Here is a 15,039-nt window from a genome sequence, read left to right as displayed (position 1 = left end):
TAATTACCTTACATTTAAAGACATATTAAACATCTAATAAGGTTCATGAAAAACCCATAAATGATTTGTAAAGGCCGATTTTCTATAAAAAGAAAATCGGCCTTAGTTTTTTCTTTTTTCGGAATCCTCAACTTAAATATCTATTTAGAATATGTTACGCCCTCCTCTAAATCACCTGCAAATCTTCAATCTCTTACAAACAAAAATAAACCACCAACTACAGTAAAACCACTGTCATTGATGATTTATTTAAAACCGCACTTACTTGTGATACGGTTCATTCCGATTAATCCGGTACGCCCGATAAATCTGTTCACAGAGAATCATCTTCATCAATTGATGCGGGAATGTCATCTTTGAAAACGAGATTGTATCATTCGCACGCTGCATCACTTCTGGTGCAAGACCGAGTGATCCGCCGATGACGAAAGCAATCTTGCTCTTGCCGTATGTCGCGAATTGATCGAGTTCTTTTGCAAACTGTTCACTCGTCCGTTGTTTTCCTTCAATAGCAAGTGCAAGGACATGAACGTCCGGTCCAATCTTCGCCAAAATCCGTTCACCCTCTTTTTTCTTCACTTGCGCCATCTCCGCTTCACTCAACTGCTCCGGTGCCTTTTCGTCCGCGACCTCGATTTCTTGGATCGAGCAGTAGGCGCCAAGACGCTTCGTATATTCGGCGATGCCTTGCTTCAAATACTTCTCTTTTAGCTTTCCGACCGTAATGATGGTAATTTGCATCTTTTTTCTCGCTTTCTGACAGAAAATTCAGGAGTTATCCACAGAGTTATCCACAAATCCACATGTTGATATTTATTTTTTGCTTGACACAAGATATGTTGCCGGTGCCTCGCAGTATTCACACGTGATGTTTTTTTCTGGATTTAGCTGATCGAGAATCGGGTATTGTTCTGTTTCATCTACGATTTCGTCAAGTGCGAGCTCGACATGTTCTAAACAAACGTACTTATCCACAGGTGGTCTCCTCCTTTCACTTATCCACATTTATCCGTTTCCAGTATAACAAATATCGACCTTCCTGACCGGAAAAGGCGCAGGTTTCCTCACTCAAAAAACCATCCACAGGTCGGACCTGTGGATGGTTTTTCAGGTTATGCCTTATTGAACAGTTGGTGACTGAGCCGACAACTTCACATCTGCTGTCTGTTTTTCACCGCCTCGGTAGAACGTGACTTTGACTGTTTCACCGACTTTTGCATCCCGGTACAGTACACTTTTTAAATCGGCGAACGATGCAATTGCTTTTCCGTTGATCTCAACGATGACATCATTTGCCTTCATTCCCGCTTTTTCGGCTCCACTATTACGTGTCAGACCGACGACGACGATTCCTTTCGTGACATCATCCGGTAATTTCAGACGATCTTCGCGATATCCGCTTGGGAATTCCTGCACGTCACGAATCTGAATCCCGAGCTGTGGACGTACGACTTCACCGTTTTGCTCGAGGTCACGCATGATTGGTAACGCTTCGTTGATCGGAATCGCAAATCCGACTCCTTCGACACTTGCTTCCGCAATCTTCATCGAGTTGATTCCGATTAATTGACCGGCTGTGTTGATGAGCGCTCCACCGGAGTTCCCCGGGTTGATTGCTGCATCGGTTTGAATGACTTCTGTATTAAAGTCTTGCTGCCCATCCTTGTTCGTATCAACTGGAACCGTCCGTTCCTGCGCACTGATGACACCGCGTGTGACTGAGTTCGCGAAGATTCCGAGCGGGTTCCCGATCGCAAGCACCGTTTCACCGGCACGTAACGTATCCGAATCCCCCAGTTTTGCGACTTGTGTCACTTTCGATGAATCAATCGACAGGACCGCTAAATCGTACGTCGGATCTTCGCCGAGGACTTTTGCCTCGAGTGCTGTTCCGTCAGATAACGTGACAGACAGGCGGCTCGCGCCTTCGACGACGTGGTAGTTCGTGACGACGTAGGCTTTATTGCCGTCTTTTTTATAGATGACGCCGGACCCCGCACCCGTTTCCTGATCGGTTCCTTGGAACGAGCTCTGGAGGTTCGTCACGCTCACGACGGCTTCCTTCGTCTTACCGACCGCACCGACGATGTCGGCTTCATCCTCTGTCGTCTGTGTCGCAGTCTGTTCCGCTGTCGTCGACGAAACCGGAGTCGGACTCGTCATCTCATCGCGGACGAACGGCCACGCGACGAGGGCGATCAATAAGGCTCCGACGATTCCGCCGATTAGACCGACGAAAAAGGCTTTTCCGGCACCGCGACGCCGTGGTGGTTCTGGTTGTTCTTCATATGGTTCACGATAAGGGCTGACCGGTTCGCTCGTTGCCGGCTGACGGGGCGGGAAGCCGCTCTCATCGGATGACTGTTCGTATCGTTCGGATTCGTTCCGTGGTTCTTCGGGTCGATCCATCGACATACGCCTCCTTTATGACTCTCTTTACACAAGTATACCCCCATCACGTGGCAAGTGAGCCAAATGTGGGGGTCTTTTGAGCATATTCAGTAATTTCCCATAATCAAAGCTTCAGGAGCGGCGTCGGAATGACCGGATCCGTGTCGAGAAGCTGAATCTTACTCAGATCGACGTCACGGCTTGCGAGCGTCTGGGAGACACTCATCCGGGCGAGTTCCTTCATGTTGTTATCCTTGCTCAAGTGGGCCATGTGGATCCGTTTCGTCCGGTCGTCAAGGACCTCGCTCATCGCGATCGCAGCGTCTTCGTTCGAGACGTGTCCGTAATCCCCGAGGATCCGTCGTTTGACGCTCCACGGGTAATGTCCCATCTGGAGCATACCGATATCATGGTTCGCTTCGAAGATATAGGCATCGGCGCCCCGAATGACACCTTTCATCCGGTCCGAGACGTATCCGGTATCCGTGATGTGTGCCAACCGTTTTCCCTCATGAGCGAACTGGAAGAACATCGGATCCGCTGCATCGTGACTGACGTTGAACGATTCGACTTCGATGTCACCGAACTGCTTGACCTCTCCGACTTCCCAGAGGAACTTCAGCGCCGGATCAATCTTACCGATCTTCGCTTCCATCGCTGCCCACGTCTTTTCATTCGCATAGAGCGGGATATTGTACTTCCGTGCCATGATGCCGACGCCTTTGATATGGTCGGAGTGTTCATGGGTGACGAACAGACCATCGATGCCATGCGGCGACCGATCAATCTGGTCGAACAAGGCGAGCATCGCCTTTCCAGTCAGTCCGGCGTCGACGAGCAAACGGGTCTGTTCACTTTCGATATAGAGGGCGTTCCCCGTCGAGCCACTGGCCATGACGCTGTAGTGTAGGCTCATCGTGCATTCCTCATTTCTCTGAGACTGTATCCAATCGTTCAACGGTTTGGACACCGCCATCAATTGCATTGACAAAGTAGACTTCCTCGTTGTCGAGCTCGATTTGCCACGTCGGCGGCAGGATTTGAACGGATTCCGTGCCTTCCGTGACGAGACAGAAATATCCGAGCTTATGACTCGTCAACCGTTTCGATACCGGGAACAAACCTTGCTCCGACAACTGGACGATCGCTTCACTTGCCGATAACAACGTCACGTCCTGTGCTTGCCGGACGACCTTGTTCAAGTGGCGTTGTTTGTAGCTGACGATTTCCTTCGCATCGTTGAGCTGCAAGACGAGCAGGGACGGTCCGATCATCGCATCGTCCTCACGCGACTGCTGTGGTGTCGAATAGAGCGGCTGCCCCTTATACGTCTGAACGAATGTCATCTCCTGATACTTACTATCATACTTCCAAAATGTATATTCGGCACCATACCGAACGGACGCTTGAACGAACGATGAAGCGGAATCCCGCATCGTCTTCGTTTCGAGTCGATACGGTTTCGTCAACCGGACCGACCACTCGACATCGTTCTTGACGGAAGCGACCGCGTCACGAATCGGTGAACTCGCGAGTGGCGCTAGCGTCCGCGCATCGACTTCGGCTGTTAAATAGCCGATGTCTCGCGTAACCGGTTGTAGTTTTTTCTCATCGATTTGACGATCCTTCAAGATCGATTTACCGGTCGCACTCGTCGCGACGATCCGCGGTTCGACCATCCGGTCCATCAATTGAATGGCAAGGTAGACGTTCAGGATCAAAAAGGTCAGCATCAATAAGGTCTTCGCTTTACTCCAGTCCATTCATCCTCACCCCTCATTCCCGACAGCTTGATTGATCGATTGCCAAACCCCATCGATCTTGATGAACCACGTCGGCTCAAAGACAGCGTAGCGGCTCGTTGAAATTTTATACGTCATCTCATATCCGACCCGGATCCCACTGATTTCTTTTAAGAGATCGGCGCGTCTTAAACGTTCAAGAACCGTTTCAACAGCCGGCACCGTCTCTTCCCGAAGGATCAACTTCCGCTTCGCTCGAAGCATGCTGCGGCTGAGCGACCGGACTTGATTTTCTTCATACATGATCTTCAGTGTCGCGAGATCGAACTTCGTCTGTTCGAGCAACGGACCGCTCTCCCCGAACACCGGATATCGGTTCAAGTACAACCGGAACGTCGCCGTCTGTTCCTCGCCCTTCTTACTCATCTGATCGAAGTAATAGCGGAAACCACTCCGTTGCGTCTCTTGATCAAGCCAGCCTCCATGAATGTTGACGTAGCTGACGAGCGTGCTGTAATCGACGGTCGAGCTTTGGGTGTTCGGCGATAACGTGTTGAAGCGATAGACATTGTAGTTTCGGTCGTACGTCGAGACGCTGACGCCATCCGTCAAGACGTCGAGATCATCGCGACTCTTGATTTGCTGGACGTTCGAATTTTCGGCAAAGAAGGCACTCCGGATGCGATCGAGTGGTTGCGGCGATTGCCCGACCTCGTCATAGACGAAGACTTGTTCCAGCCGTGTCGTACCACTCGCGACATACGTATAATCGCCCCCTTTGAGTTCGACGCGCGTCATCGGTTTTTTCCTATCGTACGCGAACAGTCGTTTCAGAACCGTCTCATCGCCGACGAGTTTAAAGTCCTTTAGGCGCCCCGTCGCCGACTCAAGACGGAGAATCGGACCATCGTAATCGAGGAGATAGAGCCGTTTGATCGGTTCTGAGAACGCGATCTGTTTTTCTCCGAGTAACTCCTCAAGCATCGTTGCGCTGATCGGTGTCGGAAAAATCATCTCGACGCTCCGCTCGCCGACCGGGATGTTCTTTGCTTTATCCGTCAGGACAAGGACCCCGATATTGAACGATGCACCGATCCGGTTGAGGAAGGTCCGCCCGATGATTTGCGTTTGGTACGTCCCTTCCTGATCCGAATAGACAAGTAATTCCGGATTAATCAGCTGGTTGCTTTCAATCGTCTTTGAGGCATCGATCTCGTTGAACGAGACTTGTTCCCGCTCGATCGATTCACTGCTTGGATGATAGGTCCAGAGCATCGCTGTCTGAGTGATCGAACCGGCGACGAGCAGGACGAGTAACAGCGAACTCCAGTGTTGTTTCTTCATCCGGCATCCACCTCTTCGATCACCTCATACGGAAGCGTGAAGTAAATCGTCGTACCGCGTCCCCATTCGCTTTCTGCCCAGATGTCGCCACCGTGAGCCGAAACGACGTCTTTCGCGATCGACAGACCAAGACCAGTTCCGCCGATTTTACGGGCACGGGCTTTATCGACACGATAGAAGCGTTCGAAGATTTTTTGGAGATTCGCTTTCGGGATTCCGACACCTTCATCTTTGATGCTGATGACGATCCGTTTTGCCCGGAGCATCGTCCGGACGGTGATTGTTCCGCCTTCCGGTGAGTATTTGATCGCGTTCGTCAGGATGTTATCTGCGACCTGAATCAATTTATCCTGATCTCCACGGATATAGACTTTCCGCTTCATGATCTTACGACGGAAACGAATCCGTTCCGGCTTCGTCATGTCATGGCGATCGAGAATCTCATTCAAGAACTGAATGTAATCGAAGCGGACCTTGTTCATCTTGTATTCCTTACTGTCCATCTTCGACAGCTGTAAAAGATCGGTGACGAGGCGGATCATCCGCTCCGTCTCATTTTGTGTCGTCTCAAGGAAACGCGGTGCGAGTTCCTCATCCTGATAGGCGCCTTCTGCCAAGGCTTCGAGGTAGCTGCGCATCGTCGTCAGCGGTGTCCGGAGCTCGTGACTGACGTTCGCGACGAATTCACGTCGATCCTGTTCGACCTGCTCCTGTTCCGTGACGTCATGTAGGACGACGATCATCCCGGTAATCGGTCCACTGTGTTTCTTGACGGGCGAGAAGAATGCCCGGACGAGGAACAGTTCGTCCTCACTACTGAAATCGAGCAGACGCGGTGGCATCGTGCCGTCTTCCGGAATCATGAAATCGTCACCGAGTGCCAGTAGGTCCTTCAAGTTCGTTCCGACGACGCTCGCATCGTCGGCGCCAACGATATCCTTCGCTTGATCGTTCATCAAGATGACACGCAGCGTCCGGTCCGTCGCAATCACTCCGTCCGTCATGTTCTCAAGAACACTCGTCAACTTCCGCCGTTCGGCTTCCGTCGTCGCGTTCGCTTCGAGCAACTCATCCGTCAATTCGTTGAACGAACGAGCGAGTTGACCGATCTCATCATCCGAATAGACCTTAACCTTCCGCGAGAAGTTCCCGCGTCGCATCTCGATCGCTTGACGCCGCATATCCGAAATCGGACGCGTGATCGTCCGCGACAGCAAGACCCCGAGAATCGACGTGATGACGAGGGCGATGACCGTTCCGGTCGCAAGAATCCGCGTGACCTGTTGCATCTGCGAATAGATCGACTCCATCGAGGCGCGGACATAAATCATCCCGGTCGTGACACCGTCTCGTTCCGAGGTGACGGGTACGGCAAAGATTCGGATCTTATCCTCTGATTCCGGATCAAGTACGGTGTCCGTCCGCGTCGAGCTCGTCGCCTGCGCTTTTTTAATCAGTGAATTCGTCGCCCGTTGACCGACCGCCGACTGGTTCTCGTCATCCGATGTCGCTTGGATGATCGAGTCCTGATCGATAATCTGGACTTCGAGGATGTCGTTCCTTGAGGTGGAGCCATTACTAAACTCAGACAGCAGTTGCCCTAATGATTGGGACAACTGCCGTTTGGAGGCTTCATCATCGCCTGTTTTATCGAATTCCTTCCCGACGTTATAGGCGACAAGACCTGCCCGGTCCTCGACCGACTTCGAGAAGTTCGTAATGTACTGCTTTTCAAGGGAACGAACGAAGTAGACACCAATGACCTGCATCGCCACTAAAATCAATAAGGCATAAATGACGACAAGTTTCCATTGGATGGATTTAAAGAAGTTCGTTCCTTTTAACATCGTTATTCATTCTCCCCGTCTTGGAGATAGTAGCCGACCCCACGACGCGTCATGATATAGACCGGCGTACTTGGGTTATCTTCGACTTTTTCACGAAGACGGCGCACTGTCACGTCGACTGTCCGGACGTCACCAAAGTAGTCATAGCCCCAGACCGTCTGCAACAAATGCTCACGCGTCATGACTTGACCGATGTTTTTCGCGAGGTAATGCAACAATTCAAACTCACGCTGCGTCAGCTCGATCTTTTGATCCTTACGCGTCACTGTATGTGAATTCGTATCGATATACAGTTCTCCGACTTTGAGTGGACCTGGTCCAACCGGTTGTGGTGTAGCTTCCGGACTCGTATTGCGCAAGTGGACTTTAACGCGGGCGAGTAACTCACGTGAGCTGAATGGCTTCGTCACGTAATCATTCGCACCAAGCTCAAGACCAAGTACCGTATCGATTTCGGAATCCTTCGCTGTCAGCATGATGATTGGAATCTTCGACGTCTTCCGGACTTCCCGGCAGACTTCCATCCCGTCCATTAGTGGAAGCATGATGTCAAGTAACATCAAATCCGGTTTGAACTCCTCGAATTTTTCTAATGCCTCCACGCCGTCGTTTGCGATCGCGACCTGGTAGCCTTCTTTTTCTAATTTAAACTTGAGTATATCTGCAATCGGTAACTCGTCATCGACGACTAGAATTTTACGTTCCGTCACTGGGTGTGCCCCCTTAAAAATTTCTATTCAATCTATTTTACCTGTTTTTTCGGCATATAGAAAGGTGGCGACGGAAACTCCCGGCGCCACTCGCTCTACTGTTCGTCGTCTCACGGGAGAAGTTCCACGTGAAACACTGTATTTAGTATACCTGTTTTTGCTTCCGTTTGTGAACCATTTCGCACAAAAAACGGTGCTGACTCAAAAGTCAGTCTCGACAAAGAGAGGGGTAGCAGAATAATGATCTGCCACCCCTATTCCGTAACAAAAAGAATGACGCGTCACACGCCACTCCTACAGGAAAAGCGCATTTATGCGCTATCAGAGACGAACAAGACCCGCTTTCCTGCTTAAATGAAGCAGGAAAACTGGCTTGTGTCTCGCCTGAGGAAAGGGCGTGAAAAGACACGTCATTCTTTTTTTAGTCAGTCCTGTTGAGACTTATGCTTCTTCGTAGAGATCACGCAAGACGACTGTCTGTTCACGACCCGGTCCGACCGAGAACGTGACGAGCGAGATACCTGTCAGATCTGCAATCCGCTTAACGTAGTTCTGTGCGTTCAACGGTAGATCTTCAAAGCGACGGACACCTGTGATGTCCTCTTTCCAGCCTGGAAGCTCTTCGTAAACTGGGACACATGCTTCAAGATCACGGAAGCTTGCTGGGTACTCATCGATCTGTTTACCGTTGAATTCGTACGATGTACAGATCTTCAACGTTTCGAGTCCTGTCAGAACGTCGATCGAGTTGAGCGAAAGATCCGTCAACCCACTTGTGCGGCGCGAGTGGCGAACGACGACAGAGTCGAACCAACCAACACGACGCGGACGTCCTGTCGTCGTCCCGTATTCACGACCGACTTCACGGATTTGATGTCCAATGTCATCGAACAATTCCGTTGGGAACGGACCGTCACCGACACGTGACGTGTACGCTTTACAAACACCGACGACGTGGTCGATCCGGGCTGGACCGACACCAACACCTGATGCAACACCGCCAGCTGATGCGTTCGATGATGTAACGAACGGATACGTTCCGTGGTCAAGGTCGAGTAAGACACCTTGTGCGCCTTCGAACAACACTTTTTCACCGTGGTCGAGACTATCGTTGACGACGACGGATGTATCACAGACATATTTCGCGAACTCTTGTCCATATGCATAGTACTCTTCGAAGATATCGTCGAACGCGATTGGTTCAGCGTCATACATCTTCGTGAACATGCGGTTCTTTTGGTCGAGAACGATCTTCAACTTCTCAGCAAACGTTTCTTTGTCGAGTAAATCTGCCATCCGGATACCGATTCGTGCAGCTTTATCCATGTAGCACGGTCCGATCCCTTTTAGCGTCGTTCCGACTTTTGCGTCGCCCTTCGCTTCTTCTTCTAACTGATCCTGCAACTGATGATACGGCAAGATGACATGCGCCCGATTCGAAATTAACAAGTTATCCGTTGAAACACCACGATCGTGCAGATACTTCAATTCCTTGACGAGTGATTTCGGGTTGACGACAAGACCGTTCCCGATGACACATTTCTTATCCGAGTAAAAAATACCTGATGGGATCAAGTGCAATTTGTACGTCTCGTTATTGAATACGATCGTATGTCCTGCATTGTCTCCACCTTGATAACGTGCTACGACGTCAGCTTGTTTTGAAAGAAAATCGGTGATTTTCCCTTTTCCTTCGTCGCCCCACTGTGTTCCGACTACTACTACTGATGACATCTTATCATCCACCTCCACGTACGATTCAAAACCACGACTAAGTGTAACGCGATAAAAAAAAGAAGTCAACCAAATACCGAACAATTAATTGTTACAATTCTTTTTCGTTCGTTTAATTATCGTTTTTAGTGAATAAACTGAGAATCTTTAGGTGAAAATAAAAAAAGCTACGTTTTGCCTCCGATTCATCGAGGGCAAGACGTAGCTTGGATTAAGCAGGTGGCGCGTACGAGTTACTTGGCTCAAGATCCACGAACTTGTTGAATTCTTTTCGGAAGGCGAGCTTGACGGTACCGGTTGGACCATTCCGCTGTTTCGCGATGATGATCTCAATCGTATTCGCATCTTCCGTTTCTTTATTGTAGTAATCATCACGGTACAAGAAGGCGACGATATCGGCATCTTGCTCGATCGCTCCCGATTCCCGGATATCCGACATCATCGGTCGCTTATCTTGACGACTCTCCACCCCACGCGAGAGCTGCGATAAGGCGATGACGGGGACTTCGAGTTCACGCGCGAGTGATTTCAAGGAACGGGAAATTTCCGAGACCTCTTGTTGACGGTTGTCGCTTGAGCGACCATTCCCTTGAATCAGCTGCAAGTAATCGATCATGATCATCCCAAGACCATGCTCCTGCTTCAAACGACGGCACTTCGCCCGGATATCGTTGACCCGAATACCCGGTGTATCGTCGATGTAGATACCAGCTTGAGACAGGTTACTCATCGCAAGCGATAACTTGCCCCAGTCCTCTTCCTCGAGTTGACCGGTTCGCAGACGCTGCGCGTCGACGTTTCCTTCGGCACAGAGCATCCGCATGACGAGCTGCTCGGCACCCATCTCAAGACTAAAGATGGCGACGTTCTCGTCAGCACGTGTCGCGACGTTTTGCGAGATGTTCAAGGCGAACGCCGTCTTCCCGACCGACGGACGTGCTGCGACGATGATTAAATCGTTGCGCTGAAAGCCGGCCGTCATCTTATCGAGATCCTGGAAACCGGTCGGAATCCCCGTCGTCTCGCCGCTTTGCTTATGCAATTTATCAATCGTTGCATAGGCACTCGTCAAGACGTCTGAGATCGGAATGAAGCTCGCGCTTCCTTTTCCTTGTGATACTTCGAGAATCTTCCGTTCTGCCTCGTTCAGCAGGACATCGACCTCATTTTGCCGTTCGTATCCATCAGTGACGATCTCACCTGCCGTCCGAATGAGACGCCGGAGCGTCGACTTCTGATCAACGACGTTGACGTAATAATTGATGTTGGCTGCAGTTGGTACACCTTCCGCCAGTTCCGCTAGATAGGGTAGACCACCGATCTCATCTAAGATCCCAAGCGTGCTGAGCTCGGCTGTCACCGTGACGAGGTCGATCGCTTCGCCTCGGTCGGACAACACGAGCATTGCTTCAAAGATCCGTTGGTGAGAGGCACGGTAAAAGTCCTGCGGTAACAGACGTTCTGATGCACTGATCAAACGATCCGCATCAATCATGATCGCCCCTAGGACGGCTTGTTCTGCCTCGATGCTTTGGGGAGGCATATTTTGCATGACTTCACTCATCACCGGTCCCCTTTTCTACTCACGCCTCTTTGACCTGAACGTTCAATGTCGCGGTCACTTCGTTGTGTAACTTCAATGGTACTTTCGTAAAGCCGAGTGCCTTGATCGGGTGCTCGAGCTCGATTTTGCGTTTATCGATCTTGTAACCCATGCTCTTGAGTGCTTCTGCGATCTGTTTGCTTGTGACCGAACCGAAGACACGACCGCCTTCACCGGCTTTCGTCGAGACGACGATCGTCTCTTTTTCGATTTTTTCTTTTAACGCTTGCGCATCAAGCAAGTTCTGTTTTGCTTCTTCTGCTGCTTTACGTTCGTGTGCTTCATGTTGCTTCAAGTTTCCAGTTGTTGCAGGGCGCGCCAACTTTTTCTTGAAGAGTACGTTATTTGCATAAGCATCGGCCACGTCTTTGACGTCTCCTGCTTTCCCTTGTCCTTTTACATCCTGTAAGAAAATAACCTTCATTCTGATTCCTCTCCTTTTGTCTCATCTTCTAAATATTGATCGATTGCTTTACGCAACTCATCCGCCACGGTGACGACTGATTCTGACATCTGTGTCGCCGCGTTCGTCAAGTGACCGCCGCCACCGAGCTTTTCCATGATCAACTGAACGTTGACATCCCCAAGCGAACGGGCGCTAATCGCCGTTCGTCCGTCTTGAAGTTCCGCGATGACGAAAGCGGCGCGAATGCCTCGAAGCGATAACAATTGATCGGCTGCTTGCGCGACCAAGACTTGATCGTGAATGACGCCAGGTTCTGCTGTCGCAATCGCCATCCCTTCCGTATAGACCTCGGATCGCTCGAGGATATGTGACTGCTCGACGTACGTCTCAAGATCCTGACTGAGGAACTCTTGTACGAGCACTGTGTCAGCACCTTGTGAGCGTAAATAGGATGCAGCATCGAACGTCCGAGAACCGGTCCGCAGGGCAAAGCCTTTCGTATCGACGATGATCCCAGCGAGTAACGCCGTCGCTTCAAGCATCGCCAGTTTCTGATTCGTCGGTTGATACTCGATCAGCTCGGTGACGAGCTCCGACGTCGAAGAAGCATACGGCTCAAGATATACGAGAACCGCATCTTCGATGAAATCTTCCCCCCGACGGTGATGATCAATCACGACCATATGCTCGAATCGGTCGAGTAATGCCGGTACGACGACAAGTGACGGTTTGTGTGTATCGACGACGACGAGTAACGTCTGATCGTCGATCAATTGATCGGCTTGAAACGCATTGACGAACCGTGTCTCGAGTTGTGGTACTTCAGCGATCTCATCCATCATCCGGCGAATCCCGCGTCCGATTTCTTCCGGTGGTAAGACGATATGTGCTTCCTTATCGTTCATTTCCGCAAGCTTCAAAATGCCGATTGCTGATCCGAGTGCATCCATGTCTGGATTCTTGTGACCCATGATCAGGACACGGCTCGATTCCTGCATTAAGTCACGAAGCGAGTTAGCGATGACCCGGGCCCGGACGCGCGTCCGTTTTTCCGTCGGATTCGTCTTACCACCGTAAAAGCGGACCTTCCCATCGCGTTTGATGACGACTTGGTCGCCACCTCGTCCCAGCGCAAGATCGAGACTCGACTGAGCCATCTGACCAAGCGCCGGAATCGGGTCACTTCCGCAACCAATTCCGATAGATAACGTCAACTGGACGCCGCGTTGACTCGTCTCTTCCCGAACCGTATCCAGAATCGTAAACTTCGATCGTTCGAGAATCCGTAGATTCTCTTCTGTCGTAACGATGAAATACCGATCGGACGCAGTCCGTTTGATATACGTCCCGTGTTCGGCTGCCCAGTGATTCAATAACTGCGTGACCCGGCTGTTCAGTTCACTGCGTAACTGATCCTCGATGCCTTGTGTCATCTCATCGTAGTTATCAAGATAGATGACACCGATGACCGTCTGATTATCGACGAGTTGTTGTTCGACTTGTGCTTCTTCCGTCATATCGAACAGGTAAAAGGTCCGGTTCTCATGATTCGAAAAGACACGATACACGGCATCGCCGATTTCAAGCGTCGCTTGATCCTCATTCGTCGCGACCATTTCGATGAATAAGGGATCGAGCTCATTGAGCGTCTGTCCCATTACTACATCATCAAAGATATCCCGCATTGGATCATTGAACCAGGTGACAAGTGTTTCCTCATCGTATAACAAAATTCCGATCGGCATGTTCGTCAACGCATCTTGTCCCGTCTCTTCGACCTGCATCGAGATTCCAGCGACGTACGTCTCCCATGCCCTGCGTGCACGACGTTCTTCGTATAGGTGCAATCCGAAGAGGAGGGCAGTCACGACGGCTCCGATGGCAGAGATGATCGGTTCGCGGACAGCGACGACGAGAAGTAGACCGACGATTAATAGATACGGAATAAAGCGAACGATACGTCGTTCGCGTTCCGGTGATACTTGTTGACCTGACTCCATCGTGTCCTCCTTATATGCTCTATAGGGTTCATTAAAATTTTTAGTAACTTGTTTATTATAACCGAAAAGCAGGAGGTGATGAAAGAGAAGCGAAAAAAAGCACCACCCTCACGCTTGAGGATGGTGCTACGAAATCAGTCAGCCACGTATGGGATTAAAGCCATTTGACGTGCGCGTTTGATTGCGATTGTAAGTGGACGTTGGTATTTCGCTGAAGTACCAGTCACACGACGTGGAAGAATCTTACCGCGTTCCGAAATGAAACGTTTGAGAAGTTCTACGTCTTTATAATCGATATGAGTGATGTGGTTCGACGTGAAGTAACATACTTTACGACGACGTTTTCCACCTGGACGACGTGCCATGTGATTAACCTCCTTTTTAACTTGGATTTTTCAGAACGATTTCCTTAGAACGGGAGATCGTCGTCTGAAAGGTCGATCGAACTACCGCCGCTGAACGGATCAGCGCCGAAGCCCGAATTCGATGAAGCGGGTGCTGGCGAGGAAGAGTTGTTCTGCTGTTGCTGTGAACCCCATCCTGCAGCATTCCCGTTTCCACCAGTAGATGAAGCGTAGCCTTCGCTACCATCCGAAGAACGGCTCGCGTTGCGTGACTCAAGGAAGCGAACGCTATCAGCGACGACTTCCGCACGGTAACGGCGTTGCCCTTCTTTATCGTCGTAGCTGCTAATCTGGAGGCGACCCTCTACACCAGCAAGACTACCTTTCTTCAAATACTGAGCAACGTTCTCTGCTTGCTTGCGCCAAACGACGCAATCGATGAAATCAGCTTCTCGCTTCCCATCTTGCCCTGTGAAAGGACGGTCACATGCGAGTGTGAATCGCGTTACCGCAATCCCGCTCTGCGTATAACGCATTTCCGGGTCACGAGTTAACCGACCGACTAAAACGACGCGGTTAATCATCAGAATCACTCTCCTGTTTCAGCTTATTTCTCGTCTTTTGTGATCATTAAGCGAACGATATCGTCACTGATCTTCATGAGACGGTCAAGTTCTTTTGTAGCTGCTGGTTCAGCAGTCACGTTAAGAAGAACGTAGAACCCTTCACGCATATCATTGATTTCGTAAGCGAAACGACGTTTACCCATTTCAGTTGTTTTATCAACTGTACCACCGTTATCAGTGAGGACTTTGTTAAAACGCTCCACTGTTGCTTTGCGTGCTTCCTCATCAAGTTCCGGACGGATGATGTAAAGTACTTCGTATTTACGCATATCTGTCACCTCCTCTTGGACTG

15 protein-coding genes are annotated in these 15,039 nt (G+C 50.3%); all 15 read right to left on the bottom strand.

All coding sequences use genetic code 11. From position 1 onward, the window contains the following. Positions 1-261: 261 nt before the first annotated feature. Positions 262-741, bottom strand: a complete 480-nt coding sequence (gene rlmH / locus B4F99_RS05970) for a 23S rRNA (pseudouridine(1915)-N(3))-methyltransferase RlmH (protein ID WP_290755957.1) — start codon at positions 739-741, stop codon at positions 262-264. 72 nt (positions 742-813) lie between these two features. Next, a complete protein-coding gene (locus B4F99_RS05965) occupies positions 814-975 on the bottom strand; it encodes a CxxH/CxxC protein (RefSeq protein WP_069201504.1) in 162 nt (53 codons plus the stop codon). 144 nt (positions 976-1,119) lie between these two features. After that, a complete protein-coding gene (locus B4F99_RS05960) occupies positions 1,120-2,409 on the bottom strand; it encodes a S1C family serine protease (RefSeq protein WP_214856543.1) in 1,290 nt (429 codons plus the stop codon). Between the two features lie 106 nt (positions 2,410-2,515). After that, entirely contained in the window at positions 2,516-3,307 is a 792-nt protein-coding gene (locus B4F99_RS05955; RefSeq protein WP_023469840.1) for an MBL fold metallo-hydrolase, read from the bottom strand. Between the two features lie 10 nt (positions 3,308-3,317). Next, positions 3,318-4,154 (bottom strand): two-component system regulatory protein YycI, encoded by an 837-nt coding sequence (locus B4F99_RS05950; protein WP_214856542.1) that lies wholly within the window; start codon positions 4,152-4,154, stop codon positions 3,318-3,320. A gap of 6 nt (positions 4,155-4,160) precedes the next feature. Beyond that, positions 4,161-5,477, bottom strand: a complete 1,317-nt coding sequence (gene yycH, locus B4F99_RS05945) for a two-component system activity regulator YycH (RefSeq protein WP_290755955.1) — start codon at positions 5,475-5,477, stop codon at positions 4,161-4,163. Next, a complete protein-coding gene (gene walK / locus B4F99_RS05940) occupies positions 5,474-7,324 on the bottom strand; it encodes a cell wall metabolism sensor histidine kinase WalK (RefSeq protein ID WP_035411745.1) in 1,851 nt (616 codons plus the stop codon). The genes yycH and walK overlap by 4 nt, the downstream gene beginning before the upstream one ends. Before the next feature lie 2 nt (positions 7,325-7,326). Next, the gene (yycF, locus tag B4F99_RS05935) at positions 7,327-8,034 is read right to left on the bottom strand and encodes a response regulator YycF (RefSeq protein ID WP_023469844.1); all 708 of its coding nucleotides are present in this window, start codon (positions 8,032-8,034) and stop codon (positions 7,327-7,329) included. A gap of 441 nt (positions 8,035-8,475) precedes the next feature. Then, entirely contained in the window at positions 8,476-9,768 is a 1,293-nt protein-coding gene (locus B4F99_RS05930; RefSeq protein ID WP_056064628.1) for an adenylosuccinate synthase, read from the bottom strand. 211 nt (positions 9,769-9,979) lie between these two features. After that, positions 9,980-11,332 (bottom strand): replicative DNA helicase, encoded by a 1,353-nt coding sequence (gene dnaB / locus B4F99_RS05925; protein ID WP_023469846.1) that lies wholly within the window; start codon positions 11,330-11,332, stop codon positions 9,980-9,982. 19 nt (positions 11,333-11,351) lie between these two features. Then, a complete protein-coding gene (rplI, locus tag B4F99_RS05920) occupies positions 11,352-11,795 on the bottom strand; it encodes a 50S ribosomal protein L9 (RefSeq protein WP_023469847.1) in 444 nt (147 codons plus the stop codon). After that, the gene (locus B4F99_RS05915; RefSeq protein ID WP_290755954.1) at positions 11,792-13,777 is read right to left on the bottom strand and encodes a DHH family phosphoesterase; all 1,986 of its coding nucleotides are present in this window, start codon (positions 13,775-13,777) and stop codon (positions 11,792-11,794) included. The genes rplI and B4F99_RS05915 overlap by 4 nt, the downstream gene beginning before the upstream one ends. Before the next feature lie 134 nt (positions 13,778-13,911). Then, positions 13,912-14,142, bottom strand: a complete 231-nt coding sequence (gene rpsR, locus B4F99_RS05910) for a 30S ribosomal protein S18 (protein ID WP_023469849.1) — start codon at positions 14,140-14,142, stop codon at positions 13,912-13,914. Between the two features lie 44 nt (positions 14,143-14,186). Then, entirely contained in the window at positions 14,187-14,705 is a 519-nt protein-coding gene (ssb, locus tag B4F99_RS05905) for a single-stranded DNA-binding protein (RefSeq protein ID WP_023469850.1), read from the bottom strand. A gap of 23 nt (positions 14,706-14,728) precedes the next feature. Next, positions 14,729-15,016, bottom strand: coding sequence for a 30S ribosomal protein S6 (rpsF, locus tag B4F99_RS05900; protein WP_058704734.1), 288 nt, complete (start codon positions 15,014-15,016; stop codon positions 14,729-14,731). Positions 15,017-15,039: the final 23 nt, after the last annotated feature.

This window comes from Exiguobacterium sp. UBA3491 (genome assembly GCF_002377745.1).
Classification (GTDB): domain Bacteria; phylum Bacillota; class Bacilli; order Exiguobacteriales; family Exiguobacteriaceae; genus Exiguobacterium_A.
This window is presented reverse-complemented; position numbering and strand designations above follow the sequence as displayed.